This window comes from Corynebacterium tuingiense (genome assembly GCF_046718165.1).
In the GTDB taxonomy this organism is placed as follows: Bacteria; Actinomycetota; Actinomycetes; order Mycobacteriales; family Mycobacteriaceae; genus Corynebacterium.
In genome coordinates this window covers 847,174-867,988 of sequence record NZ_CP177101.1, presented here as the reverse complement: position 1 = coordinate 867,988, position 20,815 = coordinate 847,174, and the positions used below count along the sequence as shown (strand labels likewise).

The following is a 20,815-nucleotide window of genomic DNA, read 5'->3' as shown; positions in this document are numbered from 1 at the left end:
AATTCTTGTGAATATCACTTTTGGAGCACTTGTGACTCAAACCAATGCGAGCGTTATGCCCTCTGCCACTCCTGCTGGTTCAGACCCCGCGGTAGACAAGGCCTGGGCGGAGCGGATTAAAGAGTTGGCGGAACAGCGCAATGCGGTGATCCTGGCGCATAATTACCAGATCCCGGAGATCCAGGACGTTGCCCACCACACCGGCGATTCCCTGGCGCTGTCCCGCAAGGCGGCAGAAACCGATGCAGATATCATCGTCTTTTGCGGCGTGCACTTCATGGCGGAATCCGCCAAGATCCTGTCGCCGAATAAGAAGGTTCTCATCCCCGATGAGCGCGCTGGGTGTTCCCTGGCAGATTCCATCACCGCAGATGAGCTGCGCCAGTGGAAGGCCGAGCACCCCGATGCCCTGGTGGTCAGCTACGTCAACACCACCGCCGAGGTCAAGGCGCTGACCGATGTCTGCTGTACGTCCTCCAATGCCGTCGACGTGGTCAATTCGCTGCCGGCGGATAAAGAAATCCTCTTTTGCCCCGACCAGTTTTTGGGCGCCTACGTCAAGCGCGAGACCGGCCGGGAAAATATCCGCATTTGGGCTGGTGAGTGCCACGTGCACGCCGGCATTAGCGCCCAGCAGCTAACCCAACAAACCCAAGATAACCCGGACGCGGACCTGTATATCCACCCGGAGTGCGGCTGCTCCAATTCCGCGTTGTACCTAGCCAACGAGGGCTTGGTGCCGCAAGAGCGCGTGCACATGCTCTCTACCGGACAGATGATTACCCAATCCCAGAAGCAGCCGCAGAACAAGGTGCTCGTTGCTACTGAGACCGGCATGCTGCACCAGCTACGCCAGGCCGCGCCGGACATCGATTTCCAGGCCGTCAATGACCACGCCGAGTGCAAGTACATGAAGATGATCACCCCAGAGGCCCTGGAGCGCTGCCTGATAGAAGAGACCGATGAGGTTACGGTGCCAGAAGACATCGCGAACGCGGCGCGCAAGTCCCTCGAGGCCATGATTTCCATTGGCAACCCCGGCGGGGGCGAATAAATGGACAACCTGCGCCTGCCGGATTGCTCTGCGCTCATTGCCACGGCCTTGGATGAGGATTTCGCTTACGGGCCGGATTACACCTCCCTGGCCACGGTGCCGGGTAAGGCCCGCTGCACGGCGGAGTTCACCGCGCGCGAGGCCGGCACCATCGCAGGCTTGGGCCTTATCGAGCAGGTCTTTGACGCGACCGCCCAGCGTTTAAGCCAGTGGGGCGTGGATACAGGCGCCGCGCTTGCCGATGCCCCGACCCCCACCATCACACTCCGCTCCACCGACGGCGACCGCGTTGCCCCAGGCCAGGTCATCGCCACGGTGCAGGCCCCTACCCTCTTGGTGCTCGCCGCTGAGCGCACCATGCTCAATATGGTCTCGCACGCAAGCGCCATCGCGACGCAGACCCGGCGTTGGGTCGATGCCATCGCGGCAACGGCGGAGGAAACGGGGACTCCGGATAGCATTAAGCAGGCAAAGGTACGCGATACCCGCAAGACCCTGCCTGGCCTGCGCGCGCTGCAGAAATACGCCGTGCGCGCCGGCGGCGGGGCAAACCACCGCATGGGCTTGGGCGATGCCGCCATGATTAAGGACAATCACGTGCTCGCCGTGGGCGGCAGCGTGTCCACGGCCCTGCGCCGCGTGCGCAAGCATGCCCCGGATATCCCCTGCGAGGTCGAGGTCGATACCTTGGACCAGCTCGAGGAGGTCCTCCCGCTGCACCCGGATATGGTGCTGCTGGATAACTTCGCGCTTGCCGATGTCCACACCGCCGTCCACCGCCGCCAAGCGCTCAGCCCAACCACGGCGCTAGAAGCCTCCGGCGGGTTGCAGCTTGAAAACGCCGGCGAGTACGGCATCTCAGGCGTGGACTATATCGCCGTCGGCGCCCTCACCCACTCGGTGCGCGTGCTGGATATCGGCTTGGACTTCTCCTAAGCGCCGAGGGGCTATAGGCCAACCGGCTACTCGCCTACGCTGATGACCGATCCGGCGCCGGCTTCCTCGCCGGACACGTTGATGGGTTGCACATCAAAAAGCGCGCTCAAGAAGTCCGCCGCCCACTGGATGAGCTCCTCATCGCGCAGCTTGGGCGAGGTGACATTGCGCCCAGCCTTGGGGAAAGGCACGTTGATGGCCTTCGCCGCGGCCCGGAAGCTTGAGCCCGGGTAGAGGCGCTTCAAGCGCACCTGCTTGGAATCCGGCAGCTCGACCGGGTGGAATTTCACGCGGGTGCCCTGCACGGTAATGTCTGCCACCCCGGCGCGCCGGGCTTGGTGGCGCAGGCGCGCCACAGCAAGCAAGCGCTCGACTTCCTTGGGCAAGGGGCCGAAGCGGTCTTCCATTTCTTCCCGCGCCGCCGCGAGATCCTTATTATCCTGCGAGGCCGCGAGCTTCCGGTAGACCTCTAGGCGCAGACGCTCGGAATCGATATAGGACTCTGGAATGTGGGCATCCACGGGGAGATCGATGCGGATTTCCTTCGGGCCCTCGTCCGTCACCGCAGGTGCCTCGCCGCGGGCCAGGGACTTGAAGGCCTCGACGGCCTCGCCCACCAAGCGCACGTAGAGGTCAAAACCCACGCCAGCGATGTGGCCAGATTGCTGCGCGCCCAGCACGTTGCCGGCACCGCGCATCTCCAGGTCCTTCATGGCCACGGCCATGCCTGCACCCAGATCGTTGTTCTGGGCGATGGTGGCTAGGCGGTCATAGGAGGTCTCGGTCAGCGTGGCGCCCTTGGGATACAGGAAGTAGGCGTAGCCGCGCTCGCGGGAACGGCCTACGCGCCCGCGCAGCTGGTGCAGCTGCGACAAGCCCATGTGGTGGGCATTTTCCACGATGAGCGTATTGGCATTGGCGATATCCAGGCCGGTTTCCACGATCGTGGTACAGACCAGAACGTCATACTCGCGGTCCCAGAATCCCTGGACGGTCTTTTCCAGCACGTCCTCGTTCATCTGGCCGTGGGCAACGACGATGCGTGCTTCTGGCACCAAGTCGCGCAGCTCGCGCGCCTTCTTTTCAATATCGGAAACCTTATTGTGGATAAAGAAGGTCTGGCCATCGCGCAAAAGCTCGCGCCGAATGGCCGCTGCGACCTGCTTGTCCTCGTAGGCACCGACATAGGTCAACACCGGGTGGCGATCTTCTGGCGGGGTGAGGATGGTCGACATTTCGCGGATGCCAGCCATGGACATCTCCAGCGTGCGGGGAATCGGCGTCGCGGACATGGTGAGCACGTCGACACTGGCTTTGAGTGCCTTGATGTGTTCCTTGTGTTCCACGCCGAAGCGCTGCTCCTCATCCACCACGATGAGGCCCAAATTCTTCCAGTGCACACCGGTTTGCAGCAGGCGGTGCGTGCCGACAACGATGTCAATGGAGCCATCGGCAAGCCCCTTAAAGATCTCCGTGGCTTCCTTCTTTGAGGTAAAGCGCGATAGCACCGCCATCTTGACCGGGAAACCGGCCATACGCTCGCTAAAGGTATCGTAGTGCTGCTGCGCCAGCAGCGTGGTCGGCACCAGCACGGCGACCTGGGTGCCATCTTGGACCGCCTTGAAGGCGGCGCGAATGGCGACCTCGGTCTTGCCATAGCCCACATCGCCGACGACCACGCGGTCCATCGGCACCGTGGATTCCATGTCCTCTTTCACCGCGTCGATGGCCAGCATCTGGTCCTCGGTTTCGACGAAGGGGAAATTATCCTCCATCTCCGCCTGCCAAGGGTTATCGGGGGCGAACTGGTGGCCCGGTGCGGCCTGGCGCTTGGCGTAGAGATCCACCAATTCGCCAGCGATCTCGCGCACGGCGGCGCGCGCCTTTTTCTTAGTGTTCTTCCAGTCCGAGCCGCCCATTTTGGATAGGTGGGGCGATTCGCCGCCGGTGTACTTGCTGAGCAGGTCCAGCGAATCCATCGGCACCCACAGCTGGTCCGCCGGCTGCCCGCGTTTGGAGGGCGCATATTCCAGCACGATGTATTCGCGCCGGCTGGTCTCATCGCCGGATTGGATGGTGCGCTCGGCCATCTTTAAAAACTTGCCGATGCCGTGCGTTTCATGCACCACAAAATCTCCCTGCTTGAGCGCCAGCGGGTCCACCTTGTTGCGGCGCTTGGCCGGACGCCGCTTGGCGTCTGCAATATCGCCAACGCGGTTACCAGTCAGGTCCGTTTCCGTGACCACGACGAGCGGCAGCGCCTCGGCGTCTTTGAGCTTGCGCACCTTAGGAAAGACCAAGCCCGCATGGCTGAGTGCCTGATACAAGGTGACCTCGCCCGCGCTGGGTTCCCAGCCGGGGGTGGCCACCTTAGTGCGAATGCCCTGCTCGGCAAAACGCTCCACCATGCGCTTGATGGCACCTTGGGCAGGCGCGATAAACGCCGCGCGCCCGCCAGCATTGGTATGCGCCAGCAGCTGGGCCATCATGGCGTCGATTTCCTTGATATCGCCGCGCGGGGTGGGCCCAGGCTCAAACTCGAGCGGCAGGGTTTCCTCCTCTGGTCCGGCCAACATGCCCGGTGGGGAAAATGTCCACAGCGGCTGGCCGGCCTCGCGAATGGAGACCTCCAAAGACTCAAAGGAGCGGTAGCTCGATCCTTCGGTATCAAGCCCTTCCGTGGACAAGGGGCCATCCGCACCCATGGCGGCGGCCTCCCAGCCTGCGGCAAGGAATTCCGCGTCGGTCTTTTCTAGGTCCTCCACGCGACGCCTGATCTTTTCCGGCGCCACCATTACCACGTGCGTGTCGGCAGGGAGAAACTCGGAAAGGGTGATCAGTGGGGCATCGGAAAGCACGGGCAAAACCGCCTCCATGCCCTCAGCCGGAATGTGTTCGCTGACCTTGGTCAAAAGCTCCACCAGCGCCGGGTTTCCGGTATGCGTCGCCGCCAATGTGGCCGCACGCTGCGCTACCGCATCCGTAATCGGCAGTTCGCGGGCGGTGAAGATATCGACGCGGCCGACCTCGATTTCTGGGATGGTGCGCTGGTCAGCAACAGAGAACTGACGAATATCGGTGACCTCATCGCCCCAAAATTCCACGCGCACCGGGTAATCCAATGTGGTGGGAAAGACATCGATAATGCCACCGCGGGTGGCAAACTCACCGCGCTTGGCCACCATGTCCACGTGCTTATAGGCCCTAAATTCCAGGCTGCGCACCACATCGTCGAAGTTGTACTCGTGCTCTTCTTCCAGGTGCACCGGGGCGCGGCCCTCGATTTCTTGCAGGATGGGCTGGGAGAGCCCGCGCGCGGCCGTAACGATAATGCGCAGGTCATCAATGTTGTGCAGCACCTGCGCGCGCTTGCCGATGATATCCACGCCCGGGCTCAGCCGCTCGTGCGGCAGCGTCTCCCAAGAAGGAAACATTGCGACCTTGTCGCCCATCATGGCGGTAAGCTCCGCGGTGAGATCCTCAGCCTCGCGGCTGGTGGCCATGACCGCCAGCACCGGCGCGTGGTGGGCCAGGGTGCCAAGAGCCCAAGGGCGCGCCTGATCGATACCCGTAATGTGCAGGTCCTGGCCCACATTGGCCACAAGCCCCTTGAGCTTCGGGTCCGTGGCCGCGACCTTAAGCAGACCTGCCAGCATTGGCGTCGCCATTTACTTCCTGCCTCCTAGCTTGGGCTTAATTTCCATACCGGACAAACCATTCCAGCATAGATTGACTATATGCGTAGCGACGACTTCCTTATCCGGTTTATCCGGGCTGCGCTCATCCAACCACCACTGCGCCGTGGTAGAGACCATGCCAACGAGGGCCTGCCCATAAATATTGGCTAACTCCGGATTGATACCGCGGTGCTCAAAAGCTTCGCCCAAGATATAGGCCACCTGCCCCACCGCGGCATTGAGCAGCGTAGAAAAACTGCGCTCCTCGCCCGGCTTCGAATCGCGTACCAGAATGATGAAACCATCGGTTTCTTCCTCGACGTAATTCAGCAGCGCCATCACGGCCTGCTCAATGCGCTCGCGCCAGCTGCCTTCTTCTAAAGAATCCCTGATGACTCTTTCTAGCGCCAGCATCTCCCGATCTACGACCACCGCATACAGGCCTTCTTTGCCCCCAAAATGCTCGTAGACCACCGGCTTCGATACGCCGGCGCGGGACGCAATCTCTTCGACGCTGGTGCCTTCAAACCCCAATTCCGCAAAAGCGGCGCGCCCAATGGAAATCAATTGCTCGCGGCGCTCACGTCCGGTCATTCTCTGTCGAACCATGCCTTCTACCATATCCTTTGCCCCACCCCTACCTAGTAATTTGTTATTTACCCGGGGGCGTCAGGTACGCTATAGCTACAGCAATCGCTGTGGTTCCCCATGGTGTAATCGGCAACACTGCGGTTTTTGGTACCGCCATTCTAGGTTCGAGTCCTGGTGGGGAAGCATTTTTATACCCCCTCTCTAAAGGCATAAACGCCGGCGAGAGGGATTGTTTAGTTTTCCCATTCCTGCGGTCACAGAAAGCAGTCACTAAGAGAATCGCCCGACCGCGAAAATCTACCAACCTCGGGGCCCGCTGTATTCAGCGATCACGTTCAACGGTGACAAATTAGCGCTTCCCTTCCCTCTCCCTAGGACCATTCGAGCTACCGGCGGCATAGGGCAACGCAAAGACTCATCGATGCAATCCCTCTACGCATGTATACCCCCGTACGCCCCAAGATACGCAGGCGGGTGCACCCAAATCTCCAGCAAAAATTGATACACACCTGACGTATTCCTGTGTGTTCCGACACAAAAGCTGAATATTTTATGAATAAGCATTAGTATGTTTCCGGTGTAAACACCCACCTTTTGAAAACATAATTCCACTAAGGAGGAACCATGCTGCGCAAAGCATCCATCGGACTTACTACCTTGGCCATCGCCACCACCACCGCAGTGGCACCGGCACTCGCCGAAGAAACCACTCCCGAAACCACTGCAGCCGAGACCACCGCAGCGGTAGAAACCACCACCGAGACCACCCCAGAGCAGGACGACAACGGTTCCTCCAAGCTCAACAAGGAGGATATCCACAACAAGCTGGACGAGCTTTCCAGCAAGCACCAAGACGACAAGCAGGATCTCGACGCCAAGCACAAAGAGCACAAGGAAAACTTCCACGCCAAGCTCGACGAGCTCTCCAGCAAAACTGATGACTTCAACGCAAAGGCCGAAAAGTTCATCAAGAACATTGACTTCAGCAAAATTCAAGACGCGCTGAAGGTCGTTGAAAAGATCATCGAGATCTCCGCTAAGCTCGCCTAACTTCAACGATCTCCACAATTCCACTAATGCTCTGGGTGTATTCCAACCACCCAGAGCATTTCTCTTTTCTCCATTTGACCGAGCTAACCCCTCTTTGGAGCAAACACCTCCGAGATTAAAGGAATCCGGCCATAAGAAAACCGTCCAGTGCACTACGCGCGCATTGGACGGTCTCGCTGGGTTCCCAAAAGAACCAATTATTGAGTGCTCTGTATAGTCATAAAGCCAATACAGAAGCGGGGTGACCTATTTAGCGGTCGACGTCAAGGACTAGGCCGTTCCTGTCGATATCGACGTCAACGCCACCAACTTCGACTTCCCAGTAGCCATCATTGTCCCACTTGACCTTGCCTTCGCCGTTGTGGGCACGCTGCAAAACCTGAGTCACTTCATCCTTAGTCAGACCCTCTTCGTTCAGGTCACGCTCTGCTTCACCGGAGTAACCGGTAATTTCGGTGGGCAGGTCGTTGGTGGCAGCGTTGCCACCGCCCTGACCGGCATTGCCACCATTCGCGTTAGCGTCTGCACCAGAGGTGACGGTGACGGTTTCCTTGCCATCATCCTGGTTATTCTGGTTGCTCTGTTCCGCTGGTGTAGCGGTCTCAGTGACGGTCACCGGGGCGGAGCTGCCATCATCGCTGCAGGCTGCCAGGGTCAGGCCCAGAGCGGCAGTCGCAGCTGCGATGGAAACGCGGCGGAAATTATTCGATTTCATGTCTTCAACCCTTCTTATGAGTCTTGTGAGTTTTCCCAACGTTTGCTGGGGAGGCGGTGTCCAGCCTCTGAGAACTCCAGCTCGACACGGTTAGTGAGTATACCTATAGCGACATATAGATTACCTATCCTAGCCCTAAAATGTGAGGTATATATCACAGTAGCATACGGTGTTACGATGGTTATGCTTGCCTTAAAGGAATTAGGCAACCCTTCGAAACCGGGTGTCCCTGCCGAATGCGCTAAGAGCGAGTCACGTGGTTTATTCGGGAAATCGGGATTACAGGTATCAGTCAGAGCTAACAGGGTAAGCCACGGCCATTTGGTTGATGGCTTGTTTCCCGTAACGATGCAGCCGCAACGACACGCTCCGTTTAGACCGCGCATCGCTTACAAAGAGGAATCGAGTTGCCAGGGTTCTTCTATCACCCACTGGCCCCTGAACATTCAGCAAATGTTAGGATTGGCGGGAAATTACTCCCCGTCGCGAATGTTCAAACTATTCCGCCGTGGTTTGGCTATTAAAGGCCACGCGCCTCCTGGCAGGAAGCAGTTCATTATTGTCACACAGGGTTAAACTGCCCTTTTACTTCTTGGCGTAGCGCATGCCTTCTATCACGTCATCATTGTCAAAGATGACGGGTTGGCCATATTCCAAATCGGGGCCGTCATCGTATTTATGCATCAAGTAATCATTGAGCTGCTGCATATCCTTCACCGTCACCGCCTGATAAGGCATATCGAAGGCAAGCTTCTCCAAGAATAGATAGCCATCCTCATACGGCACGGCAACGCCGGTATGTCCGATAAAAAGCGTGGCCGGTTCCGTCAAGGTATCGTGCGAGAATACCGACACCACCCGAGCATCCGTATCCGCGAACTCGATTCCGCGGTCTTTAAAATAAGCCTTGATATCGGCGATGTGCTGCCCTGGATCTTGCTCCATGGTGGTTTCCACATTCCCATAGAAGGCCTCGAACTTGGCGCGCTCGGCTTCATCAAAGATTTGCTCCGGCGCATTATCTAGGGACTGTTGATCTAGGAATAACAAGGAATCATTGGGATTGTCCTGGTCATCAACGGAAAAGAGCGAATCCGCCAGGGTAAAGGTATTAATGCGGCAATTGGTACCCACATAGTCCGCATGGTGGTCATTCCACGCCTTTGAAATGGCCTCCACATCGTAGTCCGGATCCTGCGTCCCGTAATCCGCGAAGCCTTCGGCCACCATGCTGTCCGTCGGTACAGCAGTGTTGTATTCGTCTACCAATTCAAAAAAGCCGTCGATACTTTCTTGTGGCATTCCGGCATCGGCAAGCGCGGTGCGGGCCACCTCTTGCGATTGCTTATCGACGAGATTGCTCATCGTCATCCCCGCCAAAAGCTGCGACGCATCGCTATCTGCGGTCGGAATCTCCGTGTGCTGTTCGCTCGCCGCCTTTGACTGCGCGGCAGCACTGGAGGCCGACGCAGATTCGGAATCATTCGCAGCCTGATTCGTGTCACCACTATCTGGGTTCGAGCAGGCCGCCAACAATAAACACGCTGTCACAGTAGGGACAGTCAGGTAGGAAAAGCGCATCATCACATGCTAGCGAAAAATGGCCCACACAAGATAGCCCCTCGAAAAATCGGGTAGCAAGAACTCCCAATGCGTCTCGGTACGACTTTATTAGCTCATTGTGGGGAAGCCACCACTATCCAATCTCCGGTATGAGCAATGAAAGTGTAAATCCTTTAGTAGGAGATATCCTCGTCAAACATCTTCTGATCCACCTTAATGGCAACGGCGGCTCCAGCACCCATGGCTTGCGGCATTTGGTCTGGGGAGCTTATGACATTTCCTGCAGCCCAAATGCCCTCCAGCGACGTCATCCCAGAGTCCGCTTTAACCCAACCGTGTTCTACAGCGCATCCGGCTTGTTTAAGTATTGAGTCATTGGGAACAAATTCCGGACCGGTAAAACAAGCTTCGTATTCTTTCTTTTCCTGCCCAACGTCAAGTACTACGCCGCCATCAAAGCGTTCAGATTCTCTAACCCCTTGCACCAAATTAGGTTCAATTGTGATTCCTAGCGATTCCATAAGGCGTTTTTCTTCCTGGGAAAGATCCAAGCCATTTGGATAGAAAGTCACTCGATCCGTCCATTTAGTGAGCAACTTCGTTATACGGAAAGTAAATGGAGGGTTCTTCCCACCAATAACGACCAGGTTTTTATTTTTTACCTCATAACCATGGCAATAAGGGCAGTGAAAGACCCGGTTGCCCCACAGCTGCGCTACTCCGGGGATGTCTGGCAATTTGTCAGTGATACCTGTAGCTACGATTACATGGCGCGAGTAAACGGCGTCGCCGCTTTCCAATTCGGTTTTCCACCCACGAGTGTCGCCATCAGCAAGAGCAAGCGACTTCGCCATTTGAGAAATAACCTCTCCGCCGAACGACTGAAATTCACGGCGTCCGCTTTCAAGCATTTGAATAGGCGAAGCTGAATCAAATCCTAAAACTCCGTGGGAATGCTCGCTAAACCTATTTCGTGGCTGATTTGAGTCCACTAATGCGACAGTCCGATTCGCGCGGGCCAAGGTAATAGCTGCAGAAGTGCCCGCAAATCCACCGCCAACGATTACTACGTCCGCCTTCATAGAAATAAGCCTTTCTCTACCCCACTACTGAGCCATCAATAATCGCAAATACCTTAATCTACTTCTTACTCCACTTTAAGCCAAGGAAAGTCGAGGCAATCTACAACTTTCGTACACATAGGCGATTTTCCTTCCTTGCCCGCATGCTTATGTCCAGACCGGTTGATTTAGTTAAACCATTGCTACTTCACACCACAGCTCGATGCCGGGGTGTGCACCGGCAATAATCACTCATTTTCTCTCTTCCGAAAGACCAATGCGTTGGACACCTCTCCTCACCCGTCTCCCTCCCTTGAAAATGCGACGCCACTTCCTTCAGCACATGTGGAAAAGCCGCTTGTAAAGCGGTGGTGGTTCTGGCTATTGCTCGTTGGATCCGCCCTCGTAGCATTAATATTCTTTGATCTTGCCATTTTGAAAATAAGCGAAACCGAAGATACAAAAGCTGCTTTGGATGCATGCCGTGAGCAGGTAACCAGCCGTGCCAAGTGTCCCGGTGGAGTCAGTTTTCCAGAAGACATTGACATTCAGTCGTCAGATTCAATCACTGATTCGCCGCGTAGGTACTACGCCTTTGGCCACGTTGATTTCCCCAATGGATTTGGCACTCCAGTCCGAGAATTCTATTCCTGCAACATTGTCGTTGATTTGGGCGATATTCAAGACAGTACCGTCCACGTTGCCAAAGATCCGCTGCGCTAATCGTTCTCGACCACTGCTGCGAACTTGCAGCCAATGTCGGAAAACTTTCCCCTTTTCCTCTCTCACTCACCTTGAAAGGTATCCACACCATGACCTCTCCATCCCCCTATTCCGATAATTCCCAACCGGCTGGTCAACCAGCAGCTGGACAGCCGGCTCCTGAGCAGCCCCAAAAGAAAAAGGGCGGCTGCCTTAAGTGGGGCGCAATCATCATCGGTGTCCTCATCGTTATCGGCATCATTGCCAATTTGGGCGGCAGCGATGATGAAACCAGCGAAAGCTCCACAGACCAGACCACCCAGCAAGGCACTGTAGAGGCCACCCCGGCGGAAGATGCCCAGGAAATAAACCCAGACGACGATGCTCGCGATGAGCAAGACGATCAACCAGAAGAACGAAGCGAAGACCAGGATGTTCCGCGCGAATTCAAGAATGCTTTGAAGAGTGCCAAGGTGTACTCAGATACCATGCACATGTCCAAGCAGGGATTGTACGACCAGCTCAGCAGCGAGTACGGTGAACAATTCAGCCCGGAAGCCGCCCAGTACGCAATTGATAATTTGGAAGCGGACTACCACGATAATGCGCTTCAAACGGCCCGCGATTACGAAGAAATGATGAGCATGTCGCCCAATGCTATCTATGACCAGCTCGTTAGCGAATACGGTGAAAAGTTCACCGCAGAAGAAGCACAGTACGCAGTGGATAATCTGTAGTCGTCCTCCACAAGGCACTCACGCAGTGCCGTCGAGGTGCCTTGCTCTTGCTCGAGGGCGATGCTTATAGTCGCCCTCACTAGCATTGCAGCAGCGTTGCACTCGAAAGGATTCCTGCCATGACCGCTCCACACTCCACGTCTTCCCCGGAACCTGATGATGACGACTCCCGGGAGCCATTGCCCCTGACCAAGGATCCTTTCCTCAGGTGGAGCGTTCTTGTCCTGATTATCCTTACTATCATCGCCATCGTCACCAACCTGCCTTAAAGCTGGCTGCGGTACGGCCCTATGCGCCGTTTAAGCCGCTAGCGCTTGCGCCGGCCGCGGCGGAAGCCTTTTATCTCCGCCTTCTTGGCAATCGCGGCCACCTGTGCCGCGGTGTAGTTCACTGGCGCGACCCCAGCGCGGGGCAGGACCCAGCCCCGCCAGTAGGAAATGATGGCCATGCCACTGCCGACGATCGGGGAAACCACCATGCCCATGGCAAATTGGTCATAGGATGCAAAGGTCACCATGACAATGCCTGTGACGATAGACGGCACTGCGTAGAGGGGGCTGCCGCCGAAAATGGACGGGATTTGTCCAGAGGCGACATCACGGACCATTCCCCCGCCGACGGCGGTTAAGACACCTAAAAACACGCACGGGATCATGGGCATGCCTGCAGCCAGTGCCTTCACGCAACCGGTGGTAGACCACATACCCAAAATGATGGCATCGCCGTGCTCGCGGAAAATCTCCCACGCCTTTCCCTTCAGTTCCATAAGGAAGGCCGTCAGCGCCCCGGCGCAGGCAAGGCCCAAGTACCAGGGATCTGAGATGGCGGCTGCGGGGCCGTCATCGATAAGCATGTCGCGGATCATGCCGCCAGCCAGGCCGGAAAATAAGGCGAGGAAAATAAAACCCACGATGTCGAATTCGCGGCGGCGGGCGATCGTGCCGCCGATGATGCCGTTCAAGGCCACTCCGATCAGATCGAAGGCCTGGTACATCGTATTGATGAGGGGATCCACGTCGTGCATAACAACTACTGAACATAGCCGATCGCAGCGGTTTCGCCCTTTCCAGGGGTAGGAAGCGAGTAAAGTTGATAGACGGTCTCTTCTGACCGGATTACAGTGTTATCCCGCTTTGTCTCGGTTATCTCGAAAGTTCTTTCATGTCTAACTCAAATGCCAGGTACTTCATCTGGTCCAATGGCCTACAAAATTTAGGCGACCAGATCGTTGCGTCCAAAACGGTGCTGCCGGCGCTCTTTAATGCGGCAGGCGTCCCTGCCTTCTTCACCGGTCTGCTTACCCCTATCCGGGAATCTGGCTCCATGCTGCCGCAGGCCGCTCTTACCCCTTGGGTGACCACGCACCGCGCCCGCAAGCGCTTGTGGATGATCGGCTCGACCGGCCAAGCCATCTCCGCCGCCGTGATTGCCCTTGCAGCATTCTTTATACGCGGCGCATGGTTGGGTGTGGTCGTGCTTCTCGCCTTGGCTGCGCTTTCCCTGTTCCGCGCGTTGTGTTCCATCGCCGGCAAGGACGTGCAGGCGCGCACGATTTCCAAGGGACAGCGCGGCCGGGTGACTGGATCCGCAACGGCCTTGGGCGGCGGCGCCACCCTGCTAGTCGGTGTCATCTTATTCCTCTTAGGAGATCTCACGATCTCTACTATGGGCATCGTTTTATTGGTCGGCGCTTCTACCTGGGCCATTGCCACGTGGGTATTTTCGCACGTGGAAGAGCCGGTGCCGGAGGGTAAGCAAGAGGGCATCGATAAGAGCTGGTGGTCAGATACGTGGAAGCTTTTCACTGACGATGCCCAATTCCGCAACTTCGTCATCGTTCGCGCTCTGCTGCTGGTCTCGGCGCTTTCTACCGCATTTATCGTGCTGCTGCACGATGACCTTTCTGGTGTCTTCGGCTTCGTGATTGCCTCTGGTTTGGCCTCGCTTATCGGTGGGCGAGTTTCTGGCGTATTTTCGGATAAGTCTTCCAAGAACACCATGGCGGCTGGTGCTGCCGCCTCCTCCGTTATCATCCTGCTCATCGTGGCTAGTTCCCACTGGGCCTCAGACGCTGTGAATGCTTGGGTCATGCCGCTCGGCTTCTTTGCCGTCAATCTCGCGCATACGGCAGTTCGCGTGGCGCGAAAGACCTACGTGGTGGATATGGCCGGTGGGGATAAAAGGACGCAATACGTGGGTGCGGCTAACACCATGATGGGCATTATTTTGCTCATCATGGGTGGCATTTCTTCCGTCATCGCTCTCGCGGGGCCAGAGGCAGCGTTGATTTTCTTGGCGCTCGTCGGCTTTGTTGGAGTGTGGCGCGCGGGCAGCCTTAAGGAGGTTTCTCGCACATAGTTTAAATATGGACTATAAAATAAAGCCCGAAGAACTAATCAAACTCAACCCCCAGGAGTTTTGTTGACCGTGGAAGCAACTACCCCAAGTGCCGTCGTCGTCCTCGCTGCGGGCGCCGGCACGCGCATGAAATCCACAAAGCAAAAGACTTTGCACGAAATCGGCGGTCGCACGCTGCTTGGACATGCTCTGCACGCCGCGGCGGGTATTAACCCGGATCACCTCGTTACCGTCGTGGGCCACCAGCGCGAGCAGGTCTCGCCCGTCGTAGAAAAGATTTCAAATGAGCTGGACCGCGAGGTCGTGCAGGCCGTGCAGGAAGACCAGCGCGGTACCGGCCATGCCGTGTCCTGCGGGATTTCTCCGATTTCTGATTTCGAAGGCACCATCATTGTCACCAACGGTGACGTGCCGCTTTTGACCCCAGAAACCATCGAGGGGTTGCGCGATACCCACACCGCTCAAGGCAATGCGGTCACGGTATTATCCATGCGCCTTGCAGATCCCACCGGTTATGGCCGCATCATTCGCGACACGGACGGGTCTGTGTCCGCCATCGTGGAGCACAAGGATGCCACCGAAGAACAGCGCCTGGTTAGTGAGGTCAACTCCGGCGTTTTCGCTTTCGATGCGGCAGCATTGCGGGATGCCCTGACCAAGCTTGATACCAATAATGCGCAGGGCGAGCTCTACATTACCGATGTCCTCGAAATCGCCCGCACCGCCGGCCATGGCGTGGGTGCGCACGTCGCCGCAGATCCACAGGAACTCGCCGGCGTCAATGACCGGGTGCAGCTAGCTGCCGCCGGCCGCGAGCTCAACCGCCGCATGGTGGAAAAGGCCATGCGCGGCGGCGCCACCATCATCGATCCGGAAACCACTTGGATTGGTGTCAATGTCACCATCGGCACCGATGTCACCATCCACCCCGGCACCCAGCTGTGGGGGGCGACGAGCATTGCCGATAATGCCGAGGTCGGCCCGGATTCCACGTTGACGAATATGCAGATCGGTACCGGCGCGTCCGTAGTCCGCACGCACGGTAGCGATTCCGTCATCGGCGTCAACGCCAAGATCGGGCCGTTTACCTTTATTCGCCCGAATACCATCGTGGGCGAAGATGGCAAGCTCGGCGGCTTCGTGGAAGCGAAAAATGCCGAGCTCGGCCGCGGTACCAAGGTGCCGCACCTTACCTATATTGGTGATGCCACCGTGGGCGAGGAATCCAATATCGGTGCGTCCTCGGTCTTCGTCAATTACGACGGTGTGGACAAGCACCACACCACCATTGGCAGCCACGTGCGCACCGGTTCGGATACGATGTTTATCGCTCCGGTCAATGTCGGTGATGGCGCGTACTCCGGTGCGGGTACAGTAATTAAAGACGATGTTCCCGCGGGAGCACTCGTAGTCTCCGGTGGCAAACAGCGCAATATCGAAGGCTGGGTTGAAAAGAAGCGTCCGGGCACCCCAGCGGCAGAAGCCGCAGCCCGTGCACAGGACAACGAGAAGTAAAGGGGCATATTCTCCTATGACTGGCAAGGTAACTGGTAGTAGCAAGAACATGAAGCTCTTTTCTGGGCGCGCACACCCAGAATTGGCTGAGGCAGTGGCAAAGGAACTCAAGACCGATCTGGTTCCTACCACCGCCCGGGACTTCGCCAATGGCGAGATTTTTATCCGCTTCGAAGAGTCCGTGCGCGGCGCTGACTGCTTCGTCATGCAATCGCACTCCCAGCCGCTCAATAAGTGGTTGATGGAACAGCTCATCATGATCGATGCACTGAAGCGTGGTTCCGCCAAGCGCATCACCGCGATTTTGCCGTTCTACCCATACGCGCGTCAGGATAAAAAACACTTGGGCCGCGAGCCCATCTCCGCCCGCCTGGTCGCAGATCTCCTGCAGGCAGCCGGCGCGGACCGCATCGTCTCGGTGGACCTGCACACGGACCAGATTCAGGGTTTCTTCGACGGTCCGGTGGACCACATGCACGCCCAGCCCATCTTGACGGACTACATCAAGTCCAAGTACGCCACCGATAACATCGCCGTCGTCTCCCCCGATGCCGGCCGCGTGAAGGTCGCCGAAAAGTGGGCCCACGACCTGGGCGATGCCCCGCTGGCCTTCGTGCACAAGACCCGCTCTAATACCGAGGCCAATAAGACGGTCTCCAACCGCGTGGTGGGTGAAGTTGAGGGCAAGGACTGCGTGCTTCTCGATGACATGATTGACACCGGCGGCACCATCGCCGGCGCCGTGCGCGTGCTCAAGGAAGCGGGCGCAAAGAAGGTCATCATCGCGTGCACCCACGGCGTATTCTCCGACCCCGCCCGCGAGCGCCTGTCCGAGTGCGGTGCCGAGGAAGTCATCACCACCGATACCCTGCCGCAGTCCACCGAAGGCTGGTCCAACCTCAAGGTCCTGTCCATCGCCCCACTGCTGGCTCGGACCATCCACGAGATCTTCGAAAACGGTTCCGTGACTACCCTTTTCGATCGGGCCTAAGCGTTTCGCCGGTCGCACTACGCCTCACACCCCGCCCTTCGCGCTCACCGTGAACGGCGGGGTGCCGGTGTTTTCCATCCCCGTGAGCGCCAAGGGCGTCGCAGGTACACCGCAAGCACTACCGCCTGCCGTTCTCCCGCCCTCCTTTCGCGCTCACCGCGTAGCCTGAGCTACAGACATTAGCGCTGCCGGTGAGCGCGAAGGGTGCAACGAGAAGGAAGGTGGCGAAGAAAGATTAACGGGGTGGGTTTTGGTTTCGTCGGCTGAGAGATGCTAATCTAACCCAGTCTCGGCGAGGGCGACTCAAAAATTGGGAAGCCGTTATCGACGCGATTGAAGTTAGAGCATGTTGCTTTTATTGACGCCTGCGATGACTCGTCCAAGACGTTCATCGGCAGGCTTTCGTCGTTTTTATAACTTCGATAGCCTCGCCGCACTACACCGACAAAGGAGATTGCATCATGGCAGAGCGCCCAATCATTAAAGCAGAACCACGTACCGTCTTTGGTAAGGGCTACGCCCGCCGCCTGCGCCGCGACTGGAAGGTTCCCGGCGTAATCTACGGTAGCGACCAGGAGCCCGTACACTTCGCAGTGCCGCTGCTGGACATCCAGTCCCTCGTTCGGAACAACGGTGTCAACGCCGTTCTGGAGCTCGAGATCGAGGGCGAGCAGTACCTGACCATGGTCAAAAACGTTGACCAGAACGTGCTCACCATGGACATCGACCACGTTGACCTGCTGCTGATTAAGCGCGGTGAGAAGGTCGAGGTTGAGGTTCCGATTACCCTAACCGGCGAGTCCGCACCGGGCACCATGCACATCCAGGATGCAGACGTCCTCATGGTTGAGGCTGACGTACTGAGCATTCCGGAAGAGATCGAGCTGTCCATCGAGGACCTCGAGGACGGCGAGGTCATCACCGCTGCCGACGTCACTATGCCGGAAGGCACCACCCTGGTAGCAGACCCAGAGACCGTTATCCTCTCCATCTCCTTGCCTGAGGTTGACGAGGAGCTCGAAGAGGCCGCTGAGGCTGCTGAGGAAGGCGGCGCCGACGCTGGTGCCGACTCCGTCGACGAAGAGGGCGAAGGCGGGTCCTCCGAGTCTGACGACTCCGAGGAGTAATTTCCCACTCCCCCAAACGCATATCGCCGTGAGCAGCAATGCTCACGGCGATATCGTGGTTTTATAAATCTTGTCCGGCAAGTTCACGAATTGTAGGCGTGATTTCGATCTTGCCCTTGCCTTCCTTAGCGCGCTTGATAATGAGCCGCGCAGCAGCAACTTTGCTACTAGGAACATTCTTGGTTTCGCGATCAACTTCAGGTAGTTTTTCGGGCATGGGGCGCACCTCCTTAATCACTACGATACTTCCCCAAGTCCACTGCTGTAAGAGGTATTTTTAGCACCCGAGCCGCAGTGATACACGGCGGCATATTCTATGGAGCATGGAATTGTATTTCCAATAGAATTTCAATCTATGCGACAATAATGCAGTGACTCCACTACTCGTAGTAGGCCTTGGCAATCCTGGCCCGAAGTATTCCGGCACGCGGCACAATATCGGCTTCGATGTTGCCGATGAACTCGCCGGTGAATTAATGAGCAGCTTTTCGGTGCATAAGAAGACGAATACCGAGGTCGCGGAAGGAATGCTATCCGGCCGCAAGGTCATCTGCGCTAAACCGCGATCTTTTATGAACCTGTCTGGCGGCCCGATCAAGGCACTCGCCCAGTACTTCCATCTAACACCCACGGATATTGTGGTGGTGCACGATGAATTAGAGCTCGACTTTGGGACCGTGAAATTACGCCAAGGCGGTGGCGATCACGGGCATAATGGTCTGCGCTCTACCACAAAGTCGCTCGGTACTAAGGACTATCAGCGCCTTTCCATCGGCATCGGAAGGCCGCCAGGCCGGATGGATCCGGCATCGTTTGTGCTCAAGCCGTGGTCCAAACAAGAAAAGGTAGAAATCCCCATCCTCTGCGCTGACGCGCTAGCAGAAATAAGGAGTGCGCTAGACTAGCTGGCATGAAACTGGCTACTCTTCGCACCGCGTTCGGCAACTCCGCAATCCGCATTGAAGGCGATAATGTGGGAGTGGAGCTGGACTACGAAGACGTAGGCGCGCTGCTGCGCAGCGAAGATTGGCGCAAGGCCGCACAGCTATCCGGCGAGCCAATAGTCTATGACCAGCATGATTTAGAAGCAATCGTCCCAACGCCGGGGAAGATCATCTGCGTAGGCCTTAATTACGCCAAGCATATCCGGGAAATGGGCCGTGAATTTCCCGAGCACCCCACGCTGTTTATCAAGTTCGCCGATGCGCTTACCGGCCCCTTCGATGACGTCTATATCCCCGAATACGCTACCCAGAAGCTGGACTATGAGGGTGAGCTTGCGGTGGTCATCGGCGAGCGCGCGCACCGCGTAACCCGCGCGGATGCACTGGATTACGTGGCGGGGTATGCCATCATGAACGACTACACCCTGCGCGATTTTCAGCGCCAGACCAGCCAATTCCACGCAGGCAAGTCTTTTTATCGCACCGCAGGCTTTGGGCCTTGGCTCACTACCCCTGATGAATGGGCGCCGGGCAGTAGCGCGCGGCTGACCACCACGGTTAATGGCGAGGTGCGCCAGCAGGACAATACCGATGACCTCATCTTTTCCATCGCTGAGCTCATCGAATTTTGCTCGCAGCTCTATCCCCTCAACCCCGGTGATGTCATCGTCACCGGTACGCCCAAAGGCGTTGGGTTTGCCCGCGACCCGCAGCAATTCCTCCAAGACGGCGATACGGTCGCCATCAACGTCGAAGGGCTCGGCCATATTTCTAATACCACCCGCTACGGCGAGCCCGGCCTCTAAGCCGGCTGCACATACCCCACACAAGCTGTGGCTGGGTTCTCACTCCAACGAGGGCACACCAGTTTTCTAGATAGGGCCACCAAGCCGTTAAGCTGGAGGAATGAGCACCAAAAGCAGCAAATCCCCTAAGAAGCTGAATAAGAAGGCCTACGAAAAAGAGCTCGAGAGGTTGCAAGCAGAGCTCGTCGATATGCAGCAGTGGGTTGTTGAAACCGGCGCCCGCGTGGTCATCATCATGGAAGGCCGCGACGCCGCCGGCAAGGGTTCTGCGATTAAGCGCATCACGCAGTACCTCAACCCCCGCACCTGCCGCATCGAGGCCCTTCCGGCCCCAAACTCGCGCGAACAGGGCCAGTGGTATTTCCAGCGCTACGTGGAAAAGCTGCCCACCAAGGGCGAAATCGTCATCTTTGACCGCTCCTGGTACAACCGCGCTGGCGTTGAGCGCGTCATGGGCTTTTGCACCGACCAAGAATACGTCCGCTTCTTGCACCAGGCTCCCACCTTTGAGCAGATGCTTGTGGAAGACGGCATTATCCTGCGCAAATACTGGTTCTCTGTCTCTGATGAAGAGCAGATTAAGCGCTTTGAATCCCGCCGCAATGATCCGCTGCGCCGCTGGAAGCTCTCCCCCATGGATCTCCAATCCATTACTCGCTGGGAGGACTATTCCCGCGCCAAAGACGCCATGTTCATCCACACCGATACCCCGACCGCACCGTGGTACACCGTGGAGTCCGAGGATAAAAAGCGCTCGCGCATCAATGTCATTTCGCACTTGCTCAATACCATCCCCTACGAGAAGATCGAGCGCGAGTTGCCGGAGATCCCGCACCGTCCCGATTCCGATGGCAAGACCTACAAGCGCCCAGACCGCGAAGAGTTCCGTTATGTGCCGGATGTAGCTGCCAAGCTGGAGGCCTCACCCACAAAGAAAGATAAGAAGAAAGGTAAGAAGAAGGACAAAAAGAAGTAGTCCCCCGAAGCC

20 protein-coding genes are annotated in these 20,815 nt (G+C 57.3%); 13 read left to right on the top strand and 7 right to left on the bottom strand.

Annotation, left to right across the window (positions count from 1 at the left end):
- The first annotated feature begins 31 nt into the window (after positions 1–31).
- Together nadA and nadC are read left to right on the top strand one after the other, a co-directional pair.
- A complete protein-coding gene (gene nadA / locus ACLI1T_RS04165; RefSeq protein ID WP_411703101.1) occupies positions 32–1,054 on the top strand; it encodes a quinolinate synthase NadA in 1,023 nt (340 codons plus the stop codon).
- Positions 1,055–1,990: a carboxylating nicotinate-nucleotide diphosphorylase gene (nadC, locus tag ACLI1T_RS04160; RefSeq protein WP_411703100.1), complete on the top strand. Its 936-nt coding sequence runs from the start codon at positions 1,055–1,057 to the stop codon at positions 1,988–1,990.
- Positions 1,991–2,016: 26 nt separating this feature from the next.
- On the opposite strand, the gene mfd is transcribed toward nadC, so the two are convergent.
- Positions 2,017–5,658: a transcription-repair coupling factor gene (gene mfd / locus ACLI1T_RS04155; RefSeq protein WP_411703099.1), complete on the bottom strand. Its 3,642-nt coding sequence runs from the start codon at positions 5,656–5,658 to the stop codon at positions 2,017–2,019.
- Positions 5,659–6,276: a TetR/AcrR family transcriptional regulator gene (locus ACLI1T_RS04150; protein ID WP_349852515.1), complete on the bottom strand. Its 618-nt coding sequence runs from the start codon at positions 6,274–6,276 to the stop codon at positions 5,659–5,661.
- A gap of 606 nt (positions 6,277–6,882) precedes the next feature.
- Between ACLI1T_RS04150 and ACLI1T_RS04145 the strand changes: the two genes are divergently transcribed.
- Positions 6,883–7,308 carry a hypothetical protein gene (locus ACLI1T_RS04145; protein WP_411703098.1) on the top strand — a complete coding sequence of 142 codons (426 nt, stop codon included), beginning with the start codon at positions 6,883–6,885 and terminating at the stop codon, positions 7,306–7,308.
- A gap of 250 nt (positions 7,309–7,558) precedes the next feature.
- Here ACLI1T_RS04145 and ACLI1T_RS04140 read toward each other — a convergent pair whose 3' ends face one another.
- The 3 genes from ACLI1T_RS04140 to ACLI1T_RS04130 form a co-directional block, all read right to left on the bottom strand.
- Complete coding sequence (locus ACLI1T_RS04140) at positions 7,559–8,023, bottom strand: hypothetical protein (RefSeq protein WP_349852510.1); 465 nt, start codon at positions 8,021–8,023, stop codon at positions 7,559–7,561.
- 585 nt (positions 8,024–8,608) lie between these two features.
- Positions 8,609–9,574, bottom strand: coding sequence for a DUF4300 family protein (locus ACLI1T_RS04135; RefSeq protein WP_232208523.1), 966 nt, complete (start codon positions 9,572–9,574; stop codon positions 8,609–8,611).
- Positions 9,575–9,759: 185 nt separating this feature from the next.
- On the bottom strand, positions 9,760–10,668 hold the full coding sequence (locus ACLI1T_RS04130; RefSeq protein ID WP_349852508.1) for an NAD(P)/FAD-dependent oxidoreductase: 909 nt from the start codon (positions 10,666–10,668) through the stop codon (positions 9,760–9,762).
- A 261-nt stretch (positions 10,669–10,929) separates the two neighbouring features.
- Between ACLI1T_RS04130 and ACLI1T_RS04125 the strand changes: the two genes are divergently transcribed.
- The 3 genes from ACLI1T_RS04125 to ACLI1T_RS04115 all read left to right on the top strand — a co-directional run bounded on the left by ACLI1T_RS04125 (position 10,930) and on the right by ACLI1T_RS04115 (position 12,355).
- On the top strand, positions 10,930–11,370 hold the full coding sequence (locus ACLI1T_RS04125) for a hypothetical protein (protein ID WP_411703097.1): 441 nt from the start codon (positions 10,930–10,932) through the stop codon (positions 11,368–11,370).
- 89 nt (positions 11,371–11,459) lie between these two features.
- Positions 11,460–12,086 carry an Ltp family lipoprotein gene (locus ACLI1T_RS04120; protein ID WP_023026102.1) on the top strand — a complete coding sequence of 209 codons (627 nt, stop codon included), beginning with the start codon at positions 11,460–11,462 and terminating at the stop codon, positions 12,084–12,086.
- Positions 12,087–12,205: 119 nt separating this feature from the next.
- Positions 12,206–12,355, top strand: a complete 150-nt coding sequence (locus ACLI1T_RS04115; protein WP_023026100.1) for a hypothetical protein — start codon at positions 12,206–12,208, stop codon at positions 12,353–12,355.
- A 38-nt stretch (positions 12,356–12,393) separates the two neighbouring features.
- Here ACLI1T_RS04115 and ACLI1T_RS04110 read toward each other — a convergent pair whose 3' ends face one another.
- Positions 12,394–13,110: a trimeric intracellular cation channel family protein gene (locus ACLI1T_RS04110; RefSeq protein WP_023026098.1), complete on the bottom strand. Its 717-nt coding sequence runs from the start codon at positions 13,108–13,110 to the stop codon at positions 12,394–12,396.
- A gap of 137 nt (positions 13,111–13,247) precedes the next feature.
- Between ACLI1T_RS04110 and ACLI1T_RS04105 the strand changes: the two genes are divergently transcribed.
- The 4 genes from ACLI1T_RS04105 (at position 13,248) to ACLI1T_RS04090 (ending at position 18,077) form a co-directional block, all read left to right on the top strand.
- Positions 13,248–14,444 (top strand): MFS transporter, encoded by a 1,197-nt coding sequence (locus tag ACLI1T_RS04105; protein WP_349852501.1) that lies wholly within the window; start codon positions 13,248–13,250, stop codon positions 14,442–14,444.
- A 69-nt stretch (positions 14,445–14,513) separates the two neighbouring features.
- Positions 14,514–15,959, top strand: coding sequence for a bifunctional UDP-N-acetylglucosamine diphosphorylase/glucosamine-1-phosphate N-acetyltransferase GlmU (gene glmU / locus ACLI1T_RS04100; protein ID WP_411703096.1), 1,446 nt, complete (start codon positions 14,514–14,516; stop codon positions 15,957–15,959).
- A 16-nt stretch (positions 15,960–15,975) separates the two neighbouring features.
- Positions 15,976–16,950: a ribose-phosphate diphosphokinase gene (locus ACLI1T_RS04095; protein ID WP_284771310.1), complete on the top strand. Its 975-nt coding sequence runs from the start codon at positions 15,976–15,978 to the stop codon at positions 16,948–16,950.
- Between the two features lie 461 nt (positions 16,951–17,411).
- Positions 17,412–18,077 (top strand): 50S ribosomal protein L25/general stress protein Ctc, encoded by a 666-nt coding sequence (locus ACLI1T_RS04090; RefSeq protein WP_411703095.1) that lies wholly within the window; start codon positions 17,412–17,414, stop codon positions 18,075–18,077.
- A gap of 61 nt (positions 18,078–18,138) precedes the next feature.
- Here ACLI1T_RS04090 and ACLI1T_RS04085 read toward each other — a convergent pair whose 3' ends face one another.
- A complete protein-coding gene (locus ACLI1T_RS04085) occupies positions 18,139–18,294 on the bottom strand; it encodes an RNA helicase (RefSeq protein ID WP_349864350.1) in 156 nt (51 codons plus the stop codon).
- A 154-nt stretch (positions 18,295–18,448) separates the two neighbouring features.
- On the opposite strand from ACLI1T_RS04085, the gene pth reads away from it, so the two are divergent.
- The 3 genes from pth (at position 18,449) to ppk2 (ending at position 20,803) form a co-directional block, all read left to right on the top strand.
- Entirely contained in the window at positions 18,449–18,982 is a 534-nt protein-coding gene (pth, locus tag ACLI1T_RS04080; protein WP_349864348.1) for an aminoacyl-tRNA hydrolase, read from the top strand.
- 5 nt (positions 18,983–18,987) lie between these two features.
- Entirely contained in the window at positions 18,988–19,827 is an 840-nt protein-coding gene (locus ACLI1T_RS04075) for a fumarylacetoacetate hydrolase family protein (protein WP_411703094.1), read from the top strand.
- A gap of 100 nt (positions 19,828–19,927) precedes the next feature.
- Entirely contained in the window at positions 19,928–20,803 is an 876-nt protein-coding gene (gene ppk2, locus ACLI1T_RS04070) for a polyphosphate kinase 2 (protein ID WP_411703093.1), read from the top strand.
- Positions 20,804–20,815: the final 12 nt, after the last annotated feature.